General features: G+C 60.7%; 19 protein-coding genes. 8 read left to right on the forward strand and 11 right to left on the reverse strand.

The window, feature by feature from the left end:
* Positions 1–294 precede the first annotated feature (294 nt).
* Positions 295–744, forward strand: coding sequence for a hypothetical protein (locus ACSQ3J_RS03815; protein ID WP_060504741.1), 450 nt, complete (start codon positions 295–297; stop codon positions 742–744).
* Positions 745–765: 21 nt separating this feature from the next.
* Here ACSQ3J_RS03815 and ACSQ3J_RS03820 read toward each other — a convergent pair whose 3' ends face one another.
* The 6 genes from ACSQ3J_RS03820 to ACSQ3J_RS03845 all read right to left on the reverse strand — a co-directional run bounded on the left by ACSQ3J_RS03820 (position 766) and on the right by ACSQ3J_RS03845 (position 7,237).
* Positions 766–1,983, reverse strand: coding sequence for an NAD(P)/FAD-dependent oxidoreductase (locus ACSQ3J_RS03820; RefSeq protein ID WP_060504740.1), 1,218 nt, complete (start codon positions 1,981–1,983; stop codon positions 766–768).
* A 93-nt stretch (positions 1,984–2,076) separates the two neighbouring features.
* Entirely contained in the window at positions 2,077–2,784 is a 708-nt protein-coding gene (locus tag ACSQ3J_RS03825) for a glutathione binding-like protein (protein WP_060504739.1), read from the reverse strand.
* A 122-nt stretch (positions 2,785–2,906) separates the two neighbouring features.
* On the reverse strand, positions 2,907–3,605 hold the full coding sequence (hisG, locus tag ACSQ3J_RS03830; RefSeq protein ID WP_060504883.1) for an ATP phosphoribosyltransferase: 699 nt from the start codon (positions 3,603–3,605) through the stop codon (positions 2,907–2,909).
* Positions 3,602–4,723 (reverse strand): ATP phosphoribosyltransferase regulatory subunit, encoded by a 1,122-nt coding sequence (locus ACSQ3J_RS03835; RefSeq protein ID WP_436038668.1) that lies wholly within the window; start codon positions 4,721–4,723, stop codon positions 3,602–3,604. The genes hisG and ACSQ3J_RS03835 overlap by 4 nt, the downstream gene beginning before the upstream one ends.
* 267 nt (positions 4,724–4,990) lie before the next feature.
* Entirely contained in the window at positions 4,991–6,502 is a 1,512-nt protein-coding gene (hisS, locus tag ACSQ3J_RS03840; protein ID WP_436038669.1) for a histidine--tRNA ligase, read from the reverse strand.
* A 111-nt stretch (positions 6,503–6,613) separates the two neighbouring features.
* Positions 6,614–7,237 (reverse strand): helix-turn-helix domain-containing protein, encoded by a 624-nt coding sequence (locus ACSQ3J_RS03845; RefSeq protein WP_436038670.1) that lies wholly within the window; start codon positions 7,235–7,237, stop codon positions 6,614–6,616.
* Between the two features lie 283 nt (positions 7,238–7,520).
* Between ACSQ3J_RS03845 and ACSQ3J_RS03850 the strand changes: the two genes are divergently transcribed.
* The 4 genes from ACSQ3J_RS03850 to ACSQ3J_RS03865 all read left to right on the forward strand — a co-directional run bounded on the left by ACSQ3J_RS03850 (position 7,521) and on the right by ACSQ3J_RS03865 (position 9,152).
* Entirely contained in the window at positions 7,521–7,931 is a 411-nt protein-coding gene (locus ACSQ3J_RS03850) for a hypothetical protein (RefSeq protein WP_060504735.1), read from the forward strand.
* A gap of 72 nt (positions 7,932–8,003) precedes the next feature.
* Positions 8,004–8,372, forward strand: a complete 369-nt coding sequence (locus ACSQ3J_RS03855) for a hypothetical protein (protein ID WP_436038671.1) — start codon at positions 8,004–8,006, stop codon at positions 8,370–8,372.
* 53 nt (positions 8,373–8,425) lie between these two features.
* The gene (gene copM, locus ACSQ3J_RS03860) at positions 8,426–8,821 is read left to right on the forward strand and encodes a CopM family metallochaperone (RefSeq protein WP_436038672.1); all 396 of its coding nucleotides are present in this window, start codon (positions 8,426–8,428) and stop codon (positions 8,819–8,821) included.
* 115 nt (positions 8,822–8,936) lie between these two features.
* Positions 8,937–9,152, forward strand: coding sequence for a hypothetical protein (locus ACSQ3J_RS03865; RefSeq protein WP_436038673.1), 216 nt, complete (start codon positions 8,937–8,939; stop codon positions 9,150–9,152).
* Positions 9,153–9,181: 29 nt separating this feature from the next.
* On the opposite strand, the gene ACSQ3J_RS03870 is transcribed toward ACSQ3J_RS03865, so the two are convergent.
* Positions 9,182–9,811, reverse strand: a complete 630-nt coding sequence (locus tag ACSQ3J_RS03870) for a DNA-3-methyladenine glycosylase I (RefSeq protein ID WP_436038675.1) — start codon at positions 9,809–9,811, stop codon at positions 9,182–9,184.
* Positions 9,812–10,059: 248 nt separating this feature from the next.
* Between ACSQ3J_RS03870 and ACSQ3J_RS03875 the strand changes: the two genes are divergently transcribed.
* Together ACSQ3J_RS03875 and ACSQ3J_RS03880 are read left to right on the forward strand one after the other, a co-directional pair.
* Entirely contained in the window at positions 10,060–10,821 is a 762-nt protein-coding gene (locus tag ACSQ3J_RS03875; RefSeq protein WP_436038676.1) for a L,D-transpeptidase, read from the forward strand.
* 168 nt (positions 10,822–10,989) lie between these two features.
* A complete protein-coding gene (locus ACSQ3J_RS03880; RefSeq protein ID WP_060504729.1) occupies positions 10,990–11,682 on the forward strand; it encodes a L,D-transpeptidase in 693 nt (230 codons plus the stop codon).
* A gap of 161 nt (positions 11,683–11,843) precedes the next feature.
* Here the strand turns inward: ACSQ3J_RS03880 and glcF are convergent, their stop codons facing one another.
* The 3 genes from glcF to ACSQ3J_RS03895 form a co-directional block, all read right to left on the reverse strand.
* Entirely contained in the window at positions 11,844–13,151 is a 1,308-nt protein-coding gene (glcF, locus tag ACSQ3J_RS03885) for a glycolate oxidase subunit GlcF (protein ID WP_436038678.1), read from the reverse strand.
* A 174-nt stretch (positions 13,152–13,325) separates the two neighbouring features.
* Positions 13,326–14,543 (reverse strand): glycolate oxidase subunit GlcE, encoded by a 1,218-nt coding sequence (gene glcE, locus ACSQ3J_RS03890; protein ID WP_436038679.1) that lies wholly within the window; start codon positions 14,541–14,543, stop codon positions 13,326–13,328.
* Positions 14,540–15,979 (reverse strand): FAD-binding oxidoreductase, encoded by a 1,440-nt coding sequence (locus ACSQ3J_RS03895; RefSeq protein WP_060504726.1) that lies wholly within the window; start codon positions 15,977–15,979, stop codon positions 14,540–14,542. The genes glcE and ACSQ3J_RS03895 overlap by 4 nt, the downstream gene beginning before the upstream one ends.
* A 116-nt stretch (positions 15,980–16,095) precedes the next feature.
* On the opposite strand from ACSQ3J_RS03895, the gene ACSQ3J_RS03900 reads away from it, so the two are divergent.
* Positions 16,096–16,992 carry a LysR family transcriptional regulator gene (locus tag ACSQ3J_RS03900; RefSeq protein ID WP_060504725.1) on the forward strand — a complete coding sequence of 299 codons (897 nt, stop codon included), beginning with the start codon at positions 16,096–16,098 and terminating at the stop codon, positions 16,990–16,992.
* Here the strand turns inward: ACSQ3J_RS03900 and ACSQ3J_RS03905 are convergent.
* Positions 16,977–18,428: a DUF6880 family protein gene (locus ACSQ3J_RS03905; RefSeq protein WP_060504724.1), complete on the reverse strand. Its 1,452-nt coding sequence runs from the start codon at positions 18,426–18,428 to the stop codon at positions 16,977–16,979. The two genes, ACSQ3J_RS03900 and ACSQ3J_RS03905, sit on opposite strands and share 16 nt — an antisense overlap.
* Between the last annotated feature and the right edge of the window lie 12 nt (positions 18,429–18,440).

Here is an 18,440-nt window from a genome sequence, read left to right on the forward strand (position 1 = left end):
TGGACGAATTGACGATAAAGAAGTTCAATTTTTCCGCATTAACTGTCTGCCCAACATTGTTTTGATTCCAGACCGCAATGCCTATAGATTTTCCTTGCCTACAATTTGTTTTGTCTTGCCGGTACACACGCCCAAGACCTGAAAATTGAGTTTTCTATCTTTCTCAGTAAACTACGCCTCGTCATGTATTTGTCGTGTCGTCTAATTCTGTTGAAAAATGGAAGCTGTTTCTTGTGAACACTTACGGGAACGGACGAATGAATTTCGGATTTTGTGAATATACCGGGGTCAGCCTTGTTTAAAATTGCAAGAACAGGCCTTTCACAGCCCCGGGGCGCTGATTCTTTTGCCCGTGGCGAAAGCGAGCTGGATATGCTCGTTCAATTCTGCTCTTCCGAAGGTTGGTCCGGCGACTTGTCGAACGGCCTGTTCCGTCTCGGCGAAAATGCAGCTGCCATGCACGGCCTCAATCAGGCCGAATGCGGCCTGCTCAATCTGATCCGCTGCTATGACAGCGCCGACCGCAATCACGTGCTGGCGCTTTTCGAGCAGGCGGCCACGACCTCGTCGTCCTTCTGCTTTTCGACGACGATCATCCTGGCGTCCGGCCAGAAACAGCCGGTTTTCTGCATTGGCGAATCCACCGGACTGGAACAGCGCTATTCAGGCTCGATCCTCGGCGTGTTCTTCTTCCCGCGCTTCCAGCTGGAAGCACGCAGACACGTTTTCACCCACCATCAATAACCGGCAACAAACGCCGGGAGATTACGGCAGCAGCGTCTTCAGATCGGTCAGCGGGTCTTCGAGAAGGGCCCGGTCGGGCGTCAGGCCGAGATCGAGCAGCTTCTTGCCGGTGACATAGGCTTTCGCGTCGTTGAGCGCATCGACGGCCACCAGCTTGCCCGCCGTGAAATACCAGACCGAAATGCTGCCCTCGCGCTGTCCCTTGCGCACCACCGTCTCGTCATGACCCTGGCCAAAGCCGGCGATCTGCAGCTTCACGTCATACTGATCCGACCAGAACCACGGCTTCGGCGCATAGGGCGCCTCGCCGCCAGCCAGCAGTGCGGCCACCGCTTCGGCCTGATCGACGGCGTTCTGGACGGATTCCAGCCGGATCCGCATGTCTTTCCACGGCAGCACAGCACAATCGCCCATCGCATGGATGGCCGGGTCAGATGTCCGCCCGAAGCAATCGACGACAATACCGTTGGCCACTTCGAGATCGGCGCCGTGAGCCAGCGCATCATTGGCCGTCACGCCGATACCGACAATCACCAGGTCAACCGGAATGGTCGAGCCATCCGTCAGTTCCGCCGCTGTCACCCGGCCACTGGTGCCGACCAAGCGGACGAGGCCAGTGCCTTCGCGGATATCAACGCCGCGCGATGTATGGATGTCCTTGACGAGATAGGAGGTGGCAACGGAGGCAACCCGCTGCAGGATACGATCGGCCATTTCGATGACGGTCACATCAAGCCCGCTCGAGCGCGCCACGGCGGCTGCTTCGAGGCCGATATAACCACCGCCGATGATCAGCGCGCGTTTGCCGGGCTTCATCTCATCGGCAAGGCGATCGGCATCAGTAAAATCGCGCACCACGAAGACACCGTCGAGATCTCCGCCAACACTGGCAGGCAGTTTGCGCGGGGTCGAGCCGGTGGCGAGCGCCAGCACGTCATAGTCCAGCATCGAGCCATCGCTGAGAGTGACGGTCTTGGCAGGCCGGTCAATCGCCGTGACCGACGTGGATAGGCGGATATCGATGTTGTGTTCGGCGTACCAGCTTTCCGGCCGGTAGAGCAGCCGGTCCAGATCCATTTCGCGCAGCAGGTATTTCTTCGACAGAGGCGGGCGTTGATAGGGATGGCTTGCTTCCGCCGCGACGATCGTGATCGGACGCTCGTCCTTCAAGGCCCGCAATTTGGCCACCAACGCAAAGGCGGCCTGACCGCCGCCAACCACAACAAGTCTACCTGTCACGTGTGTTCACCCGTCGAAAATGCTTCTTTTCCCAAGACGTAGCCTGTCCGCCCGAGTGCCGTCAACTCGGACGGACGGCAGCATTTGACGCGATCAGTCGCGCTTGGGGATCTCCATGCCCTTCTGTGCCGCCGGACGGGCAAGGCCGCGATCGACCCATGCCATGACATTCGGGAAACTCTTGTATTCCAGCACGTCGGCGCCGCCGTAGAACTTGCGGGCACCTTCGATCCACGGATAGGTGGCGATATCGGCGATGGTGTACTGATCGCCCATCAGCCACTGACGGCCTTCAAGACGCGTCTCCAGAATGCCGAGAAGCCGCTTGGCCTCATCGCGGTAGCGCTCCATCGGATAGGAATTGTTGGCGACCTTATCGGCTGCGAATTTGAAGAAATGGCCGAACTGGCCGAACATCGGCCCGACGCCGCCCATCTGGAACATCACCCATGCGAGCGTCTCGTAACGTCCGGCCGCATCGGCCGGAATGAGCTTGCCGGTCTTTTCGGCGAGATAGACGAGAATGGCGCCGGATTCGAACAGACCGATCGGCTTTCCGTCCGGACCATTCGGATCGATGATCGCCGGAATGCGGCCATTCGGGTTGAGCGAAACGAATTCCGGTGATTTCTGATCGTTGGTGCCGAAGGAAATCAGATGGGGTTCGTACGCCAGGCCGAGTTCTTCCAGAGCGATGGAAACCTTCACCCCGTTGGGCGTCGGCAACGAGTAGAGCTGAATGATATCAGGGTTTTGGGCGGGCCAGCGGGTGGTGATCGGAAAAGCACTGAGGTCGGCCATGCGGAACTCCTTGTGGTGGGAGTTCGAACATAGGACAGATGTGTCCAGAATGTTAGACTGCCGCATGCATTTGGCCGGAGGTTTTTTAGGACCTGCCCATACATGGCCCTGACGCGCAGGCCTCAGGCGAGCGCGCCGTTTACCGCATCAATGATCTTTGCCACCAGGGGATCACCCGTATGCTCGGCCTTGCGTGCCCGCACCAGGCAGGCCTGCGACCGCAGGATGATGCCATCCGACAGGATCTTCAGATGGTTGGCCTTCAGCGTCGAGCCGGTCGAGGTGATATCGACGATGATATCGGCCGAACCGGAGGCCGGTGCACCTTCTGTAGCGCCGAGGCTTTCGACGATGCGGTAGAGCTGTATCCCATGCTGCGACGAGAAGAACTGCTGGGTCAGGCGCCAGTATTTGGTGGCGATCGCCAAGCGGCGGCCATGACGGGCACGAAAGTCAGCAGCGACATCGCCAAGATCGGCCATGGTATCGACATCGAGCCAGATTTCCGGCACGGCAACGACGACATCGGCATGGCCGAAGCCGAGCCGGGCGCAGAATTCAACGCGCGCATCGGCCTCCGACAGACCCTCGCGGATCAGATCTTCGCCGGTGACGCCGAAATCGATCGAGCCGCTGCCGATTTCGCGGGAAATTTCCGACGCAGAAAGAAAGGCGATCTCGACGTCATCAAGGCCTTCGACACGGCCGCGATAGGAGCGATCGTTGCCGACGGCGACGATCTTCAGGCCCGCTTTTTCGAAGATGGCGGAGGCATCGTCCTTCATCCGGCCCTTGGAGGGCAAGGCTATGGTGATCATCAGTGCTCTCCCCTCACCGCCTCGATCCGGTCGAGCCACAGCGAGAAGCCGACGGCCGGGATGTTTTCCTCGGCACCGAGCAGCGTCAGCATGCCGTCATAGCGGCCGCCACCAGCCAGTACCCGGTGATCGTTGCGCAAGGTGACCTCGAAGACGAGGCCGGTGTAATAATCGAGCGGACGGCCGAAGGCGGCCCGCCAGGTGATATCCGCCAGCTTGACGCCGGCAGCGGTGAAGGCCGCGACGCGGGCATCGAAACGATCGACGGCAGCCTGCAGCGGCAGTCCAGTGCTCTTGGCGAAATCGGCAAGTACACCCGGCGCGTAGCGCAGGCTGACATTGAGCGACAGGAATTCCCGGAGCACATCGAGCTTGCCGGGATCGAGCGAAGTGCCGGCCAGCGCCAGCTTTTCCTTCAGCCGGAGAGCTATTTCCTTCGGTGAACGGCTGGCATTGGTGAGATAGCCGGTCGCCTCCATCACACCGTCGATATGGGCAACGAGACCTTGCTCATCACCCTTGGCGAGCAGCGCTTCGACCTCGGTACCAAGGCCGGCAACCTGCTCGGGCTTTGCCAGCCGCAGCATCAGGGCTTCCAGCTGCGTCTGCTCGCCGAAGGCGCGGATCAGGCGCTTCTGCCAGCCGCCGGGCAGGCCGAGCGCTGCGACGACCGCTTCGAACATCGCCTGATCACCCATGGTGACGGCAAACGGCCGCTCTGGCAGAAGCCGGCCGAGGATCGTCACGGCATCGGCCACGGCGCGAGCATCGGCGCTCGCCGCATCGCGGGTACCGAGATCCTCGATGCCGGCCTGATAAAACTCGCTGCCGCCTTCGCGGCGCTGGCGGAAGACTTCGCCGAGATAGGAATAACGCTTCGGTGTCCCGGTCGCGGTTTCGATATGGCGCATGCAGACGGGAATGGTGAATTCCGGGCGCAGGCACAGGTTTTCGCCGGTCTCGCTCTGGGTGAGGAAGATGCGGCGGCGCAGATCCTCCCCGGCCATGTCGAGGAAGGGTTCGGCCGGCTGGATAACGGGGGTATCGACACGCAGCGTTCCCAGCCGCTCGAAATCGGCCAGAAGGTCAGCGGCGAAGGCTGGGAGGTTGATCAGGGGCATGGGAAACTCGCAACGCAGGTGGGTGCGGGAATGCCCCTCCCCAACCCTCCCCACAAGGGGGAGGGAGTTAATTTGCTGAACCGACCGTTCTGCATATCCAAAACTCTGGGAATGACAGCTCGCAAGCCGTCACCTAGCTTCGCTCTCGATGGCAACTTGCGGTCGGTTGTTGTGGTGAATGATATTGTCGGCGCGTACAAAACCACTCCCTCCCCCTTGTGGGGAGGGTTGGGGAGGGGTCTGATTACCGGCGCAACCTTACACATCTTAGCCGCGCGCCCGGTCTTCCGCCTGCTCGGCCAGCATTTCACGGACCTTGGCGACGAGGTCACCTTCCGGCACCGAGACCTGCGCCACGCGGGCTTCGCGCCAGGTGGTGTTGTCCTCGATCTCGCCGGATAGGCGCTTGCCTTCGATCAGGTCCTTGATCTGCACGAGGCCCTGTGCGCGTTCATCACCGCCCTGGATGATGGCGAGCGGCGAGTCGCGGCGGTCGGCATATTTCAGCTGGTCGCCAAAGTTCTTCTTGTTGCCCTGATACATTTCGGCCCGAATGCCAGCGTGGCGCAGCGCCTGTGTGAACTGCTGGTATTTGCCCAGGCTTTCGGTGTCGCGGTCCATGACGCAGACGACGACCGGGGCGATGACCTCTTCCATGCCGAGCTTGCCGAGGTTCTTCAGCGCCGTCATGAGGCGCGAGACGCCGATCGAGAAGCCAGTGGCCGGAACCGGCTGGCCCATGAAGCGCGAGACCAGACCATCGTAACGGCCACCGCCGCCGACCGAGCCGAAGACGACCTTTTCGCCCTTTTCATTGGTGACGGCGAACTGGAGTTCAGCTTCGAAAACGGGGCCGGTGTAATACTCAAGGCCACGGACGACGGATGGGTCGATCTTGATGCGGCCGGAATCGTACCCGGCGCTTGTCACCAGGCTGCCGATCAGGTTCAGCTCATCGACGCCCTCAGCGCCCTTCGACGTTCCGGCAACCAGCGCGGCTAGATCGGCGGCGCTTGCCGCATAGTCGGTGATGCCGATGAAGAAGATGACCTTGGCGATCTGGTCTTCATTCAGCCCAGCTCCCTTGGTGAAATCGCCACTCTCGTCCTTGCGGCCAGGGCCGAGTAGCAGCTTGACGCCCTCCGGACCGAACTTGTCGAGCTTGTCGATGGCACGCAGCACGGTCAGCCGTGCATTGGCATTTTCGTCGCCGCCAAGACCAATGGCTTCGAGCACACCATCAAGGACCTTGCGGTTGTTGACCCGGATCACATAGTCGCCGCGGGCAATGCCCAGCGCTTCCATCGTGTCGGCCATCATCATGCACATTTCGGCATCCGCCTGGACACCCGCAGCGCCAACCGTATCGGCGTCGAACTGCATGAACTGGCGGAAGCGGCCGGGGCCTGGCTTTTCGTTGCGGAAGACGTAGCCGGCGCGATAGGTGCGGTAGGGCAGCTGGATATCATTGAAATTTTCGGCGACATGGCGGGCGAGCGGCGCCGTCAGGTCGTAGCGGGCGCTCATCCACTGTTCGTCGTCATCCTGCAGCGAGAACACACCTTCGTTCGGACGGTCGCTGTCAGGCAGGAATTTTCCGAGCGCGTCGGTATATTCGAACAACGGCGTTTCGACCGGATCGAACCCGTAACGCTCGTAGACTTCGCGGATCTTCGCAGTCATCTCATCGACGGCGCGGATGTCAGCGGCGGAGCGATCGACGAAACCACGCGGCAGGCGGGCTTTCAGCTTCTGTGGCTTCTTCTTTTTGTCGTTCATGGCAGCAGCACTTTCAGCGTCGACCGGTCATGTCCGATCCGTCATGGCAATTGGCGCTTTCCCTAGCCGATCAAGGCCAAGGCGGCAAGTCTTTGCGCTGACGGCACGGGCCTAAAGCGGCCGTGACAGCGTATCCCAGGTATGAACGATCGTGCCCTCTGTCATCGGCGCTTCGGCCGCGGGAATGAGGATCGAATGGGTATCGCCGCGGATGACGCCTCTGACTTCCGACTGGAAGCTCATCCGCTTGAATTGCACGAACCCATCGGGAATGCTGGTCACCGACATCGCCGCACCGCTGTAGAAATCGATGCTGGCCAGTTCGCCGGATTTCAGGCTCGCAACGATTGCCTGATCCTCGATGAAATCGTGGTAGAGACCGGTCATGTAGCGGCGGATGCTTTTGCCGACCATCGTCCGCATGAGCGGTGTATCGATGAACTCCTGCCGGGAGCCGGCGAGATAGCGGATATCTTCCCCTTCCCAGAGATTGCGGCTGTCCTTGGCTGACAGGATCGATCGCAGCAGAGCCCTTTCCGTATGCGCATCGGCACGGCGCAGAAAGTCGACGATGGCGCCGATGGCGCGCAGGTCAGGCGTACACGCGCCGCGCTCCCACCGGGACACCGTTGGCAGAGAAAACCCGAGCTTCCAGGCAATGTCTGCCTGGGTCAGCCCAGCCTTCAGCCGGTAGGCCTGTAATTGCTGGATCAATTCGCCCTGAATGAGATTCACCGAATGCGCCCTTTCATGAAATCAAGAGTTGTATTCGGTAATTTCTATGAGCTAAAGGGAGAATCAATGATCAATTGCCGCCGTTTCGGCGAAAGCTTTTGTCGACTATTTTTTGAAACCATGAAGACCAATTTCTGCTGATTACAACGCTGTGACGCATCGTGAGATCAGCGCTTTTCCGGTTGGCGGTAAAGCGCTTTTTGATGGGAGCGCCGAACACGGTGCAGAAAGTGTCTCAGACGTGAAAATGCTGCATCCAGGCGGCCATTGAAAATGGAATAGCATGCTCAGATTCGTGAAACCGGGCTTCGGTACGATCCTTCCCGAGGACGCTCGCGCCCACGAAGGATGGATCGCCGAACTCACCGGCCATGACTATGTCATCGAAGGGTGGCACTGTGATCTTTCAACCGGCATCTTCTCCGTCGGCGAGATGACGCAGCATATTCACGCGCTTGAGCAAAATCTTTGCGGGTTGCTGGACATCATTCGCGGATATGCGGAAAATCATCGCAAGATCGTGCTGGCTATTCTGGAAGAGGCGACGGCTACGGCCTCATCCTTCTGTTATTGCACGGATATTGCGGATGCCTCCATTGGCCCGCTCTACTGCATCGGAACGTCCTCGATCGATGCGGTGGCCGCTACCGGCCGCATGCAGGGTGTCTTTGCGTTTTCAAACCTTGAGCGCTAACTGGACGCTCCGCCCAAAAAAGTCTGTGCCGCCAGCCTTTTAATCAACACCGACAGCCTCTATCTGTGTGTTATGCGTCTCGCCGTCCTTACCCTTGCTCTCTTCTGCGCCTTGATCAGCGGCTGGACGGCCGCGCTTGCACAGGTCCAGGGCCTGAATGGCAATGGCACGGGTCACCATGGGATGATTTCGACCCATCACGCGGTGTCGGCGGATGCCAGCGAGCATAGTTGCGCGGAAGCAAAGTCCTGCTCCCATCAGCCGAAAATGGTGCATCCGATATCCTGTTCGGCCTGTTTTGCCGTTGTCCTGAATGTGCACGGCATCGACCGGATCGAGCTTCCCGCCGGTACTGTGCTTCCCGCATTGCAAAAGCCAATGCTGGCGACGACCCTCAAGCCGCGTTTCCCGCCTCCCAAGACCTCTCTCTCGTTTTCCTGAACACGGGCCAAAGCCCGCATATTGCGATTTCAAGAAATGAAAGAGAGCACATCATGTCTCTGAGAATGATCACGGCTGCAACCTTGCTGGCCATTACCTTCACCACTCCGCTTGCCGCCCAGGAAATGGATCACAGCAAAATGAACCATGGCGCCATGACAATGGACGGCATGGCACAGCCGAAGGGCGACACTGGCCCTTCCAGCACGGCCTTTGCCGAGGCCAATGCGAAGATGCACGGCGGCATGGATATTGTCTTTACCGGCAACGCCGATGTCGACTTCGTCCGCGGCATGATCGCCCATCATCAGGGCGCGATCGACATGGCCAAGATCGAGCTTCAGTACGGCAAGGATGCCGAACTGCGTAAATTGGCAGAGGGCGTCATTTCCGCCCAGGAAGCGGAGATCAAGACGATGACGGAGTGGCTCGCCAACAACGGCGGCTGATCCCTGAAATAGGGCGCCGGAGCCTGTCTCCGGCGCCTACCCACCATCCGCTTGACGAATATTGACCGAAAGCATCCTTCGGCACATAATTTCCTCCAGTGTGTGGGAGGACGTCATGAAGGTATTCAAGAATATCGCAGGCATCGTCATCATCTTGCTCGGCGGCCTTTGGATGCTGCAAGGTTCCAACATCGTTCCCGGCATGGCCATGTCCGGCAACGGCGAATGGCTGGTGATCGGCGCCATGCTGGTGATCTTCGCCATCGGGCTGCTCTACCAGAACAACAGGCCCGCCACCCGGCTGCACGGCATGCCCGACGATCTCTTTTAGGTCACGTCCGTTCTGATCAGGCGAGATATCTAGGGCCGAACGAACGCCCGCCGCAGGTCTTCAATCCTGCCGCGGCAATAGCAGCCCTCGATGTGGTCGTTGACGAGGCCCATCGCCTGCATGAAGGCATAGACCGTGGTCGGCCCGACAAAGGTCCAGCCGCGCTTTTTCAAATCCTTTGATATCAGCGTCGATGTCGGCGTGGTCGGGTTGGCGGCGATCGCCTCCCAGGTGACGACCTTCGGCCGCTCGTTGCCGCCCGGCTCGTGGCTCCAGAAATAGCGCGCCAGCGAACCGAACTCGGCCTTCAGTTCCTGCGCCCGCCTGGCGTTGTTAATGGTCGAGACGATCTTGCCGCGATGGCGCACGATCCCGGTATCGGCAAGGCAGCGGGCAATGTCGTCATCGCCAAATTGTGCCACAACATCGAAATCAAAGCCGGCAAAGGCTGCGCGAAACGCCTCGCGCTTGCGCAGGATGGTCAGCCAGGAGAGACCGGACTGGAAGCCTTCGAGGCATATCTTTTCAAACAGCCGGATATCATCGGCCATCGGCTTGCCCCACTCCTCGTCATGGTAGCGCTGATAGTCTGCCAGATTGGCATGCCAGGCGCAGCGGTCAACGCCGTCCTCTCCGGTGATGATACCCTTTGCCGTCATGCGTTTCTCCCTGAATTCTCTCGTTTTACCAATTGCCAACCATAGTCCTAAAGCCGGCGATAACCCTACCCAACGCTTTATCCCGGCCAACGGCTTTTAATGAACCGGCATTTACCATTCGGTTGCTGGCGGGTGCCACGATCCCTCCATTCCGCCAATGTTTTTTTGGCGTCCATGCCGCTCGTCATCCGCCTTCACCGCGGACGGCGAAGCTATGAGTTTCCGGCGAAAGGTAGTGAGTCCGTCCGATGATGAAGAAAACCCTGATCCTTGCCACATCCATGCTCGTTGCGTTTACCAGTCTTGCCGAGGCGCAGGACCGGTACCAGAACCGGCCCCCGGTCGTCATCAGCCCGGACCTGACCGCTCCCTGGGTGACCCAGCTTGGCGGCAAGCCCGAGCGTGTCGTCTATCGCCAGCAGCGGCCTATCGCGGTTCAACAGCCGGCCGCCACCCGAAAACAGTATCTGTTTCAAAAGCGTGTCCAGCGCTCCGGCGCCGGTGTCGCGCAGCCGGTGGCGATGACCCGTGCCCAGCGGCCGGTACGCCAGCTGGATCCGCAATTTCTGCCGCAGACCGTTGCCTATGACAGCAAGGAGAAGGTCGGCACGATCGTCATCGATACCAACAACCGCTTCCTTTATCTGGTGACCGGCAATGGCGAGGCCCGCCGCTACGGCGTCGGCGTCGGCAAGCCGGGTTTCGAATGGGCCGGCGCCCACAAGGTGACCCGCAAGGCGGAGTGGCCGAACTGGACGCCGCCAGCCGAAATGCGCGCCCGCGAGGCGGCCAAGGGGCACTACCTTCCCGTCCACATGGACGGCGGCCCGGAAAACCCGCTCGGCGCACGCGCCATGTATCTCGGCTCGACACTCTACCGCATCCACGGAACCAATGCGCCCTGGACGATCGGCTACGCTGTTTCCTCGGGTTGCATCCGCATGCGTAACGAGGACGTCACCGATCTCTACGAACGCGTGAAGGTCGGCACCAAAGTCGTCGTCATCTAAGCTCTTGTTGACCCGCCGGAGGGCCACATCGTGGCCTTTCGGCAACAGGGGTTCCCTGGGTTACAGCCCGACCGATCACATTTGCCCTAACCAGAACCCGTAAGACTTGCGTAAAACGCGATATTCAATAGCGTTTCGCAACTGGGGACAGGATGAGGGAAACTGCCTATGAAATATGCCTTGCAGACATTGGCCGCGATGGGGTTTGCAGCCGCGGTTACTTTTGGCGCCTCAAGCGCATCGGCTTTCATGCCGGGCGAACCGGCAGGGGCAAAGTCCAACTCCGACGTCACGCTGGTGGCGGCAGAGAAGAAGCCGGCCCAAAAGTTCTGGCGGACCAAGGTGCGGCTGAGCACGGATGAAGCGCCCGGCACCATCATCGTCGATACCAATAACAAGTATCTCTATTACATCGAAGGCCCGAACCGGGCGACCCGCTACGGTATCGGCGTCGGCCGCGAAGGCTTTGGCTGGTCCGGCGTGGTCAAGGTGCAGCGCAAGGCCGAATGGCCGGGCTGGACACCGCCGAAGGAAATGATCGCCCGTGAGGCCAAGAAGGGCCATATCCTTCCGGCCTTCCAGGAAGGCGGCATCGACAATCCGCTCGGCGCCCGTGCGCTCTATCTCTACAAGGGCAAGAACGATTCCGGTTTCCGCATCCACGGCACCAACCAGCCCTGGACGATCGGCCTCAACATGTCATCCGGCTGCATCCGCATGATGAACAAGGATGTCGAGCATCTGTACGAACGCGCTTCGATCGGCACCAAGGTGATCGTCATCGGCCCCGGCAACAAACAGGGCAACGTTTCCTACAACGACCGTGGCGTTGATATCCTGCGGACGATCTTTGGCGGCTGAGGGTCACCGCAGCCTCCCTCTTCTCCCCAGCGGGGAGAAGTGCCGAGCGTAGCGAGGCGATGAGGGGGATGCTTCGGTAAATTCGGAGCCTACCGCCCCCTCATCCGGCCCTTCGGGCCACCTTCTCCCCGCTGGGGAGAAGAGGAAGCGATAGGCTACCCTCAAGGGGAGGGTAAAATGCCCGCCGGCTTTTCGCCGCCATAGGCCCAGTCCAGCAGTTCCACCGTGTGCAGGATCGGCATGTCAGTGCCGGTGGCGATCTGGGTGATGCAGCCGATATTGCCGGTGGCGATGATGTCGGCCTTGGTCGCCTCGATATTCTTCACTTTTCGCGCCTTCAGTGTCGCTGAAATATCCGGCTGCAGGATATTGTAGGTGCCGGCCGAGCCGCAACAGAGATGACCCTCGGCCGGATCGCGCACGGTGAAGCCGGCATTCTTCAACAGAATCTTCGGCGCCATGGTGATCTTCTGGCCGTGCTGCATCGAGCAGGCGGAATGATAGGCGACGATGATCTCCTTCGGTTCCTGCCGCGGCAGGTCGAGCGTCGCCAGATATTCGGTAATGTCCTTGGCCAGCGCCGAGACACGCGCCGCCTTTTCCGCATAGGCCGGATCAAGCCGCAGCATATGGCCATAATCCTTAATGGTGGTGCCACAGCCGGACGCGGTGATGATGATGGCATCAAGGCCGCCCGCATCTGCGGCCTTGACCCAGACATCGACATTGCGGCGGGCGGCGGCAAGCGCCTGTTCCTCGCGGCCCATATGATGCACCAGCGCACCGCAGCAACCCTCGCCTTGCGGCACCACGACCTCGACGCCGAGCCGTGTCAACAGGCGGATGGTCGCCTCGTTGATCCCGGGTTTCAGCACCGGCTGGGCGCAGCCGGTGAGAATGGCGACACGGCCGCGTTTCTCCGTTTGGGCAGGGCGAATACCGGGCGTGGAAGCTGAGGATGCCGGGGCGATGCCTGCAGGCGCGAGATCCAGCATGATGCCGAAGCTTTTCAGAAACGGCACACGCTTCATTGCCGCCGCAAGTGGCTGGCCAAGCCGGGCTGCTTTCAGCGCGAGCCGGAACCGCCCGGGATAGGGCAAGACTGCCGCCAGCACGTTGCGCACCAGCCGATCCTTCAAGGGGCGCTTGTAAGTCTGCTCAATATGAATACGGGCATGATCGACTAGGTGCATGTAGTTGACCCCGGACGGACAGGTGGTCATGCAGGCAAGGCAGGATAGGCAGCGGTCGATATGAGTGACCACTTCCTCATCGGCCGGACGGCCGTTTTCCAGCATGTCCTTGATCAGATAAATCCGGCCGCGCGGACTGTCGAGCTCGTTGCCGAGCGTCACATAGGTCGGACAGGTGGCGGTGCAGAAGCCGCAATGCACACATTTGCGCAGGATGCCTTCGGATTCGGCAACATGCGGATCGCTAAGCTGTTCCGGGGTGAAATTGGTCTGCATCAGGCGCGATGCTCCGAGTGTGCCGAGGCAAGCCCCCCTCTGTCCCTTCGGGACATCTCCCCCACAAGGGGGGAGATTGACGGCAAGCTTTGTGCCCGCCCTACGGAGAAACCGGCGTGGGAAAAGAATGATCTCCCCCCTTGTGGGGGAGATGTCACGCAGTGACAGAGGGAGTTAAGCTGCATACTCATCACCCATCTTCCCCGGATTGAATATCCCGTACGGATCAAATCTCTCCTTCAGCCGCGCCGACAGCGCTGCAACGGGAGCAGGTTCCGGTTCGAAGGCCGGAGTGACGGCGCGAACCGCATCGGAGGCGCGCACCAGTGTCGCATGACCGCCGCCGATACCCTTGATGAAGCGGCGCAGCATCTCTGACTCCGCGTCAGCCTCCATCCGCAGCCAGACGAGACCGCCCTGCCAATCGTAAAACGCATCGACGCCGGTTTGCAATCGCAACGCCGCCACCAGCAGGTGGCCGGCGGTTGGCGCCACCGAGACGCGCCAGAGCGGTTTTTGCGTACCGTCAGCATAGGGTTTGACATCCCGGATATCCCGCCACAGCTTTTCCGTCGCGTCCTGATCGAGCACCGTGGCGGGCGCGACCTGAGCGAAGGCAGCTTTCAGCTTTTCCGCCCGGACAGCGACCGAGGCCGGTAGCCCCTCAAGGCGCAGAACCGTCGCGGCGCCCTCCGCGTGGCTGCTGCCGATAAAGCGGTAACGCACACTCTCCGTCAAATGGGCGGCACCGGATACTTCAACCGGCATGGACAATGCATGCGCCATGGCGGCGGCAGCCTGCGCATCGTCGAGACCAAAAGCCACGATCGTGGCCGCAGCGGGCGGCAGGGGCAGGACCTTGAACGTGACTTCGGTCAGAAGCCCCAGCGTGCCGTGCGAGCCGCAGAGCAGCTTGACCAGATCGAGCCCGGTGACATTTTTCATCACCCGGCCGCCGGATTTGATCGGCTCTCCCGAACCGTTGATGAAACGGATGCCAAGCAGATGATCGCGCGCGGCACCGGCCGTGATGCGGCGCGGGCCGGAGACATTGGCGGCAAACACACCGCCGATGGTCGGCTCGCCGCTGGTGCCCATGACGCCGCGATGATCCATCGGCTCGAACGCCAGCATCTGGCGATTGCCGGCAAGTGCAGCCTCGATCTCCCGCATAGGTGTTCCCGCCCTGGCGCTCATCGTCATCTCGGCGGGATTGTAGCTGAGGATGCCAGACAGTCTTCGCGTCGAGAGGCCCCTCTCTGCGCGGACGCTATTTCCAAGGCCCGAACGGGTGCCGCCTCCGGTTATTGCCAGCGGCACTGCATGTGCGGCGGCCTGCCGGATGATATCGGCGGCTTCCGCTTCTGATGTCGGCTCGAAATTCATGCTCATGCGGCCGGGCGTCCTTCCAGCGGAAAGACCTTTGAAGGGTTCATGATCCATTGCGGATCGAAGGCGGCGCGCGCCGCCATCTGCTGGTTGAGATCGACTTGTTCGAACTGGTGCAGCATCAGGTCACGTTTCTCGATGCCGACGCCATGTTCGCCGGTCAGGCAACCGCCAGCGTCAACGCAGAGCTTCAGAATGTCATTGCCCGCCGCTTCGGCGCGTGCGGCGTCTTCCGGATCGTTGATGTTGTAGAGGATCAGCGGGTGCATGTTGCCGTCACCGGCGTGGAAGACGTTGGCGACGCGCAGGCCATAGCTGTCGATGATCTCACTCGTCTTCTTCAGGACATAGGACAGCTGCCCAAGCGGCACCGTGCCATCCATGCAGATATAATCGGCGATGCGGCCGGTGGCGCCGAAGGCGGATTTGCGGCCTTTCCAGATCAGCGCCGCTTGCGCCGCCGACTGGCTTTCGCGGATGGTGGCGACGCCATGGCGGCGGGCGATCGCGATGATGCTCGCCAGCATCGCCTCCATCTCGGCTTCCGATCCCTCGACCTCGACGATCAAAAGAGCCTCGACATCCATCGGATAACCTGCCTGCGCGAACGCCTCGCAGATGCCGATCGCCGGCTTGTCCATGAATTCGATGGCAACCGGGATGATACCGGAACCGATGACTTCGGCAACGCACGACCCTGCCTCTTCCGACGACATGAAGCCGAACAGAACCGGCCGCGACCCTTCCGGCTTGGCCAGCAGCCGCACGGTCGCCTCGGTGACGATACCGAGCTGGCCTTCCGAGCCACAGACCAGGCCGAGCAGGTCATAACCCGGCGCATCCAGCGCCTTGCCGCCAAGCTCGATCACCGTGCCATCGAAGAGGACCATCTTGACGCCGAGCAGATTGTTGGTGGTGACGCCATATTTCAGGCAATGGGCGCCGCCGGAATTCATTCCGATATTGCCGCCGATGGTGCAGGCAAGCTGCGAGCTCGGGTCCGGCGCATAGAAAAACCCGTCAGCGGAGACCGCTTCGGAAATATTGATATTGGTGACGCCCGCCTGCACTGTCGCGGTGCGGTTGGCAAAATCGACATCGAGGATGCGCGACATCTTCGAAAGGCCGATCACCACCGCGTCGGATTGCGGAATGGCGCCGCCCGACAGCGAGGTGCCCGCCCCGCGCGGCACGACGGGAATGCCGTAGCGGCTGCAATATTTCAGAACGGCCGCCACCTGCGCAGTGGTTTCCGGCAGCGCGACGGCCAGCGGCACCTGGCGATAGGCGATAAAGGCGTCCGTCTCAAACGGAACCAGTCCACGTTTTTCACTGATCAGACAACCGGGTGGCAGTATATCAGCCAGATCCTCGACGATCTGTTGGCGGCGTGCAAGCACGGATGGTTTCGGCTCCAGAAAGGCAATCGTTTCCGGCATATCGGCCTCCCGGCATAGTCACGCTGCGCATGATTGGTATTTTTTCTTTACCACTTTCATGACGACGCAGCAAATGCTAATCAGTTTTTCTGTTTTCGAAACAATGGTCAAGATTGATGACAAATCTGGGCGATCTTGAGGTGTTCACGCGTGTCGTATCCACCGGCAGTATGTCGGCGGCGGGGCGGACATTGGGGTTTTCCCCAGCTGTTATTTCCAAACGCATCAAGCGGCTGGAAGACCGGCTCGGAACGCGGCTCTTCCAGCGTACCACACGGCAGATATCGCTGACCGAAGCCGGACAGGGTTTTTATGACCGCGTGCTCGGGATCATGGCCGGGATCGAGGAAGCCGAGGCCTTTGCTTCCGGCCGCTCCGGCCAACCGCAAGGCACGCTGCGCATCACCGCCCCCACCTCCTTCGGCCGCATGCATGTCGCGCCGCATCTCGCCCGTTTCATCGAGGCCCATCCCGATCTCATTGTGAATATCGTGCTGTCGGATGAGTTCACCGACATCGTCGCCGAGAGTTTCGACCTTGCCATCCGCATCGGCGAACTCAGCGATTCGACACTGGTGGCGCGCAAGCTGGTGCCGGTAAGGCGTATCCTCTGCGCCTCACCGGCCTACATCGCACGCTACGGCACGCCGGAGACCATCGACGATCTCGGCGACCACATCTGCCTGCGCCAGCACAATCACGACACCTGGAAGCTGGAAAGCGAGGCGGGCTCGATGAGCTACAAGCCACAAGGCAGACTAATCACCAATTCTTCCGAAGTGGTGCGCGAAGCGGTGCTGTCCGGCGCGGGCATCGCGCTCCGGTCCACCTGGGATGTCGGCAGCGACCTGAAATCGGGAAAGCTCTTGCAGGTGCTGCCCGCCTGGGAGGGCTCCCGCAATCTGTTCGTCTCGGCGCTCTATCCCAGCCGCCAGTTCCTGCCCGCCAAAGTACGGCTGTTCATCGATTACCTCGCCGGGCTCTACGGGCCGGATCCCTACTGGGAACGGTAGGTTTCCGGCGGGATACGGTCCCAGAAACCGTGGCGGCGGATATGCTGCCTGCGCAGATCCGCGACATAATCGGCGTGGGACACCAGGCCGTCATTGCCGTGGGGGCGTTTTGCCAGGGCTGACAGCCGTGCGAGATAATCGGCACCATACCCATAGGCCTCTGACAGGCCCCGGCCGATGATACGGTCCAGAAGCGCACGGTAAAGTGCGGTTGCCGCCGCCGGATAATCGGCGGCTTCGAACGCTTCGGCGGCAGGCAAAAGAAACTCGTAGAACTCACCCTCCCAGACGCCCCAGCGGGCAACGACATAGCGGGCAGCCAGATCGAGCCTTGGCCAGACAAGATAGAAGCGCAGCACGGCATGCGGTTCGCGGTGCTGCTCGGCAAAGGCGAAAGCCTTGTCCAGCGCTTCGAATTCTTCGAAATCACCGGCCTTGGCAATATATTCGCGCAACATCTCCGCATCGAGCCCCTGCTCGAAAATCTTCCAGCGTATGGCCTGCGATGCCGTGCGGTCCTTGAGACCGTCGAGGATCGCAGCCTCGAGCCGGTCCCTGTCAGACAGCGCCTTTACATCGCCGCTCAGAACTTCGGCACGGCGGACAAAGCCGACACGCGATTTACGGGGCTTCCGGACCCAGATCAAAGCCTCCGCGTGACGGCCAGCGGCGTGCAACCGCTCGGCAATAGCGACCGGCTCGCGCAGCGAGTCCGGCAGGCTTTCCTCGATCGCGATATACGCATCGAGATCGCCGCGCGCATCGGCAATGGCCCGGCGCACGTAAACGATCGCAGGAAGCAGCGTGGTACCGGCGGGGATCTTCATCGCTGCTGCCAGCGTTTCGTCCCAGGATTTCAGCACATCCGGCGAAAGCGCGGCCGCAATCCGCACGGCAAGCAAGGTTCTGACGCCGTGATAATCCATGATCGGCAAACCCGGCGTGATCAATGCGGGTATGCGCGCCTGCTGATCCGTAGGCACGGTCAGTGCCAGACGGCCAGCGGCTTCGCAGGCCTGAACATAAAGCCCGGCAATGCGGCCGCTGGAATCGTTGACGCGGTCCGAGATGCCCTCATAACCGAAGACGAAGCGGATCAGCCTTTCCAGCGCCATGCCCGGATCGACGGCACCGAATTCCTTGATGATGCTGGCGGAGATGCTGTCGAGGTCGTTGCCGAAGGCACGCTCCTTCTGCCAGCGGATACGGGTCTGCGACTTTTCGAGTGCATTCAGGCGGCTGTCGATCAGCTTGGCCACATTGGCAGCACCGGCCGCGCCGCCGATGCCGGCCAGCGCAGCATTCAGCCGCTTCTTGAAAGAAGGATTGAGGGCTGCCTCATCCAGCGCGATCTCGATCAACCGCTCCAGCCCGAGCGCGGTCAGGCCGTCCCTATCGAGTTTTGCCTTTTTTGCTGCTTTTACAACTTTTGCCATGGTCTTGCAGAT

Source organism: Rhizobium sp. LjRoot98 (assembly GCF_964252935.1).
Lineage (GTDB): Bacteria > Pseudomonadota > Alphaproteobacteria > Rhizobiales > Rhizobiaceae > Pararhizobium.

Excerpts from the sequence above, each read along its gene's own strand:
- ACSQ3J_RS03825 (WP_060504739.1), bottom strand. The coding sequence starts at position 2,784 with ATGGCCGACCTCAGTGCTTTTCCGATCACCACCCGCTGGCCCGCCCAA.
- ACSQ3J_RS03835 (WP_436038668.1), bottom strand. The coding sequence starts at position 4,723 with ATGCCCCTGATCAACCTCCCAGCCTTCGCCGCTGACCTTCTGGCCGAT.
- hisS (WP_436038669.1), bottom strand. The coding sequence starts at position 6,502 with ATGAACGACAAAAAGAAGAAGCCACAGAAGCTGAAAGCCCGCCTGCCG.
- ACSQ3J_RS03850 (WP_060504735.1), top strand. The coding sequence starts at position 7,521 with ATGCTCAGATTCGTGAAACCGGGCTTCGGTACGATCCTTCCCGAGGAC.
- ACSQ3J_RS03855 (WP_436038671.1), top strand. The coding sequence starts at position 8,004 with ATGCGTCTCGCCGTCCTTACCCTTGCTCTCTTCTGCGCCTTGATCAGC.
- copM (WP_436038672.1), top strand. The coding sequence starts at position 8,426 with ATGTCTCTGAGAATGATCACGGCTGCAACCTTGCTGGCCATTACCTTC.
- ACSQ3J_RS03865 (WP_436038673.1), top strand. The coding sequence starts at position 8,937 with ATGAAGGTATTCAAGAATATCGCAGGCATCGTCATCATCTTGCTCGGC.
- ACSQ3J_RS03870 (WP_436038675.1), bottom strand. The coding sequence starts at position 9,811 with ATGACGGCAAAGGGTATCATCACCGGAGAGGACGGCGTTGACCGCTGC.
- ACSQ3J_RS03875 (WP_436038676.1), top strand. The coding sequence starts at position 10,060 with ATGATGAAGAAAACCCTGATCCTTGCCACATCCATGCTCGTTGCGTTT.
- ACSQ3J_RS03880 (WP_060504729.1), top strand. The coding sequence starts at position 10,990 with ATGAAATATGCCTTGCAGACATTGGCCGCGATGGGGTTTGCAGCCGCG.
- glcF (WP_436038678.1), bottom strand. The coding sequence starts at position 13,151 with ATGCAGACCAATTTCACCCCGGAACAGCTTAGCGATCCGCATGTTGCC.
- glcE (WP_436038679.1), bottom strand. The coding sequence starts at position 14,543 with ATGAGCATGAATTTCGAGCCGACATCAGAAGCGGAAGCCGCCGATATC.
- ACSQ3J_RS03895 (WP_060504726.1), bottom strand. The coding sequence starts at position 15,979 with ATGCCGGAAACGATTGCCTTTCTGGAGCCGAAACCATCCGTGCTTGCA.
- ACSQ3J_RS03900 (WP_060504725.1), top strand. The coding sequence starts at position 16,096 with ATGACAAATCTGGGCGATCTTGAGGTGTTCACGCGTGTCGTATCCACC.
- ACSQ3J_RS03905 (WP_060504724.1), bottom strand. The coding sequence starts at position 18,428 with ATGGCAAAAGTTGTAAAAGCAGCAAAAAAGGCAAAACTCGATAGGGAC.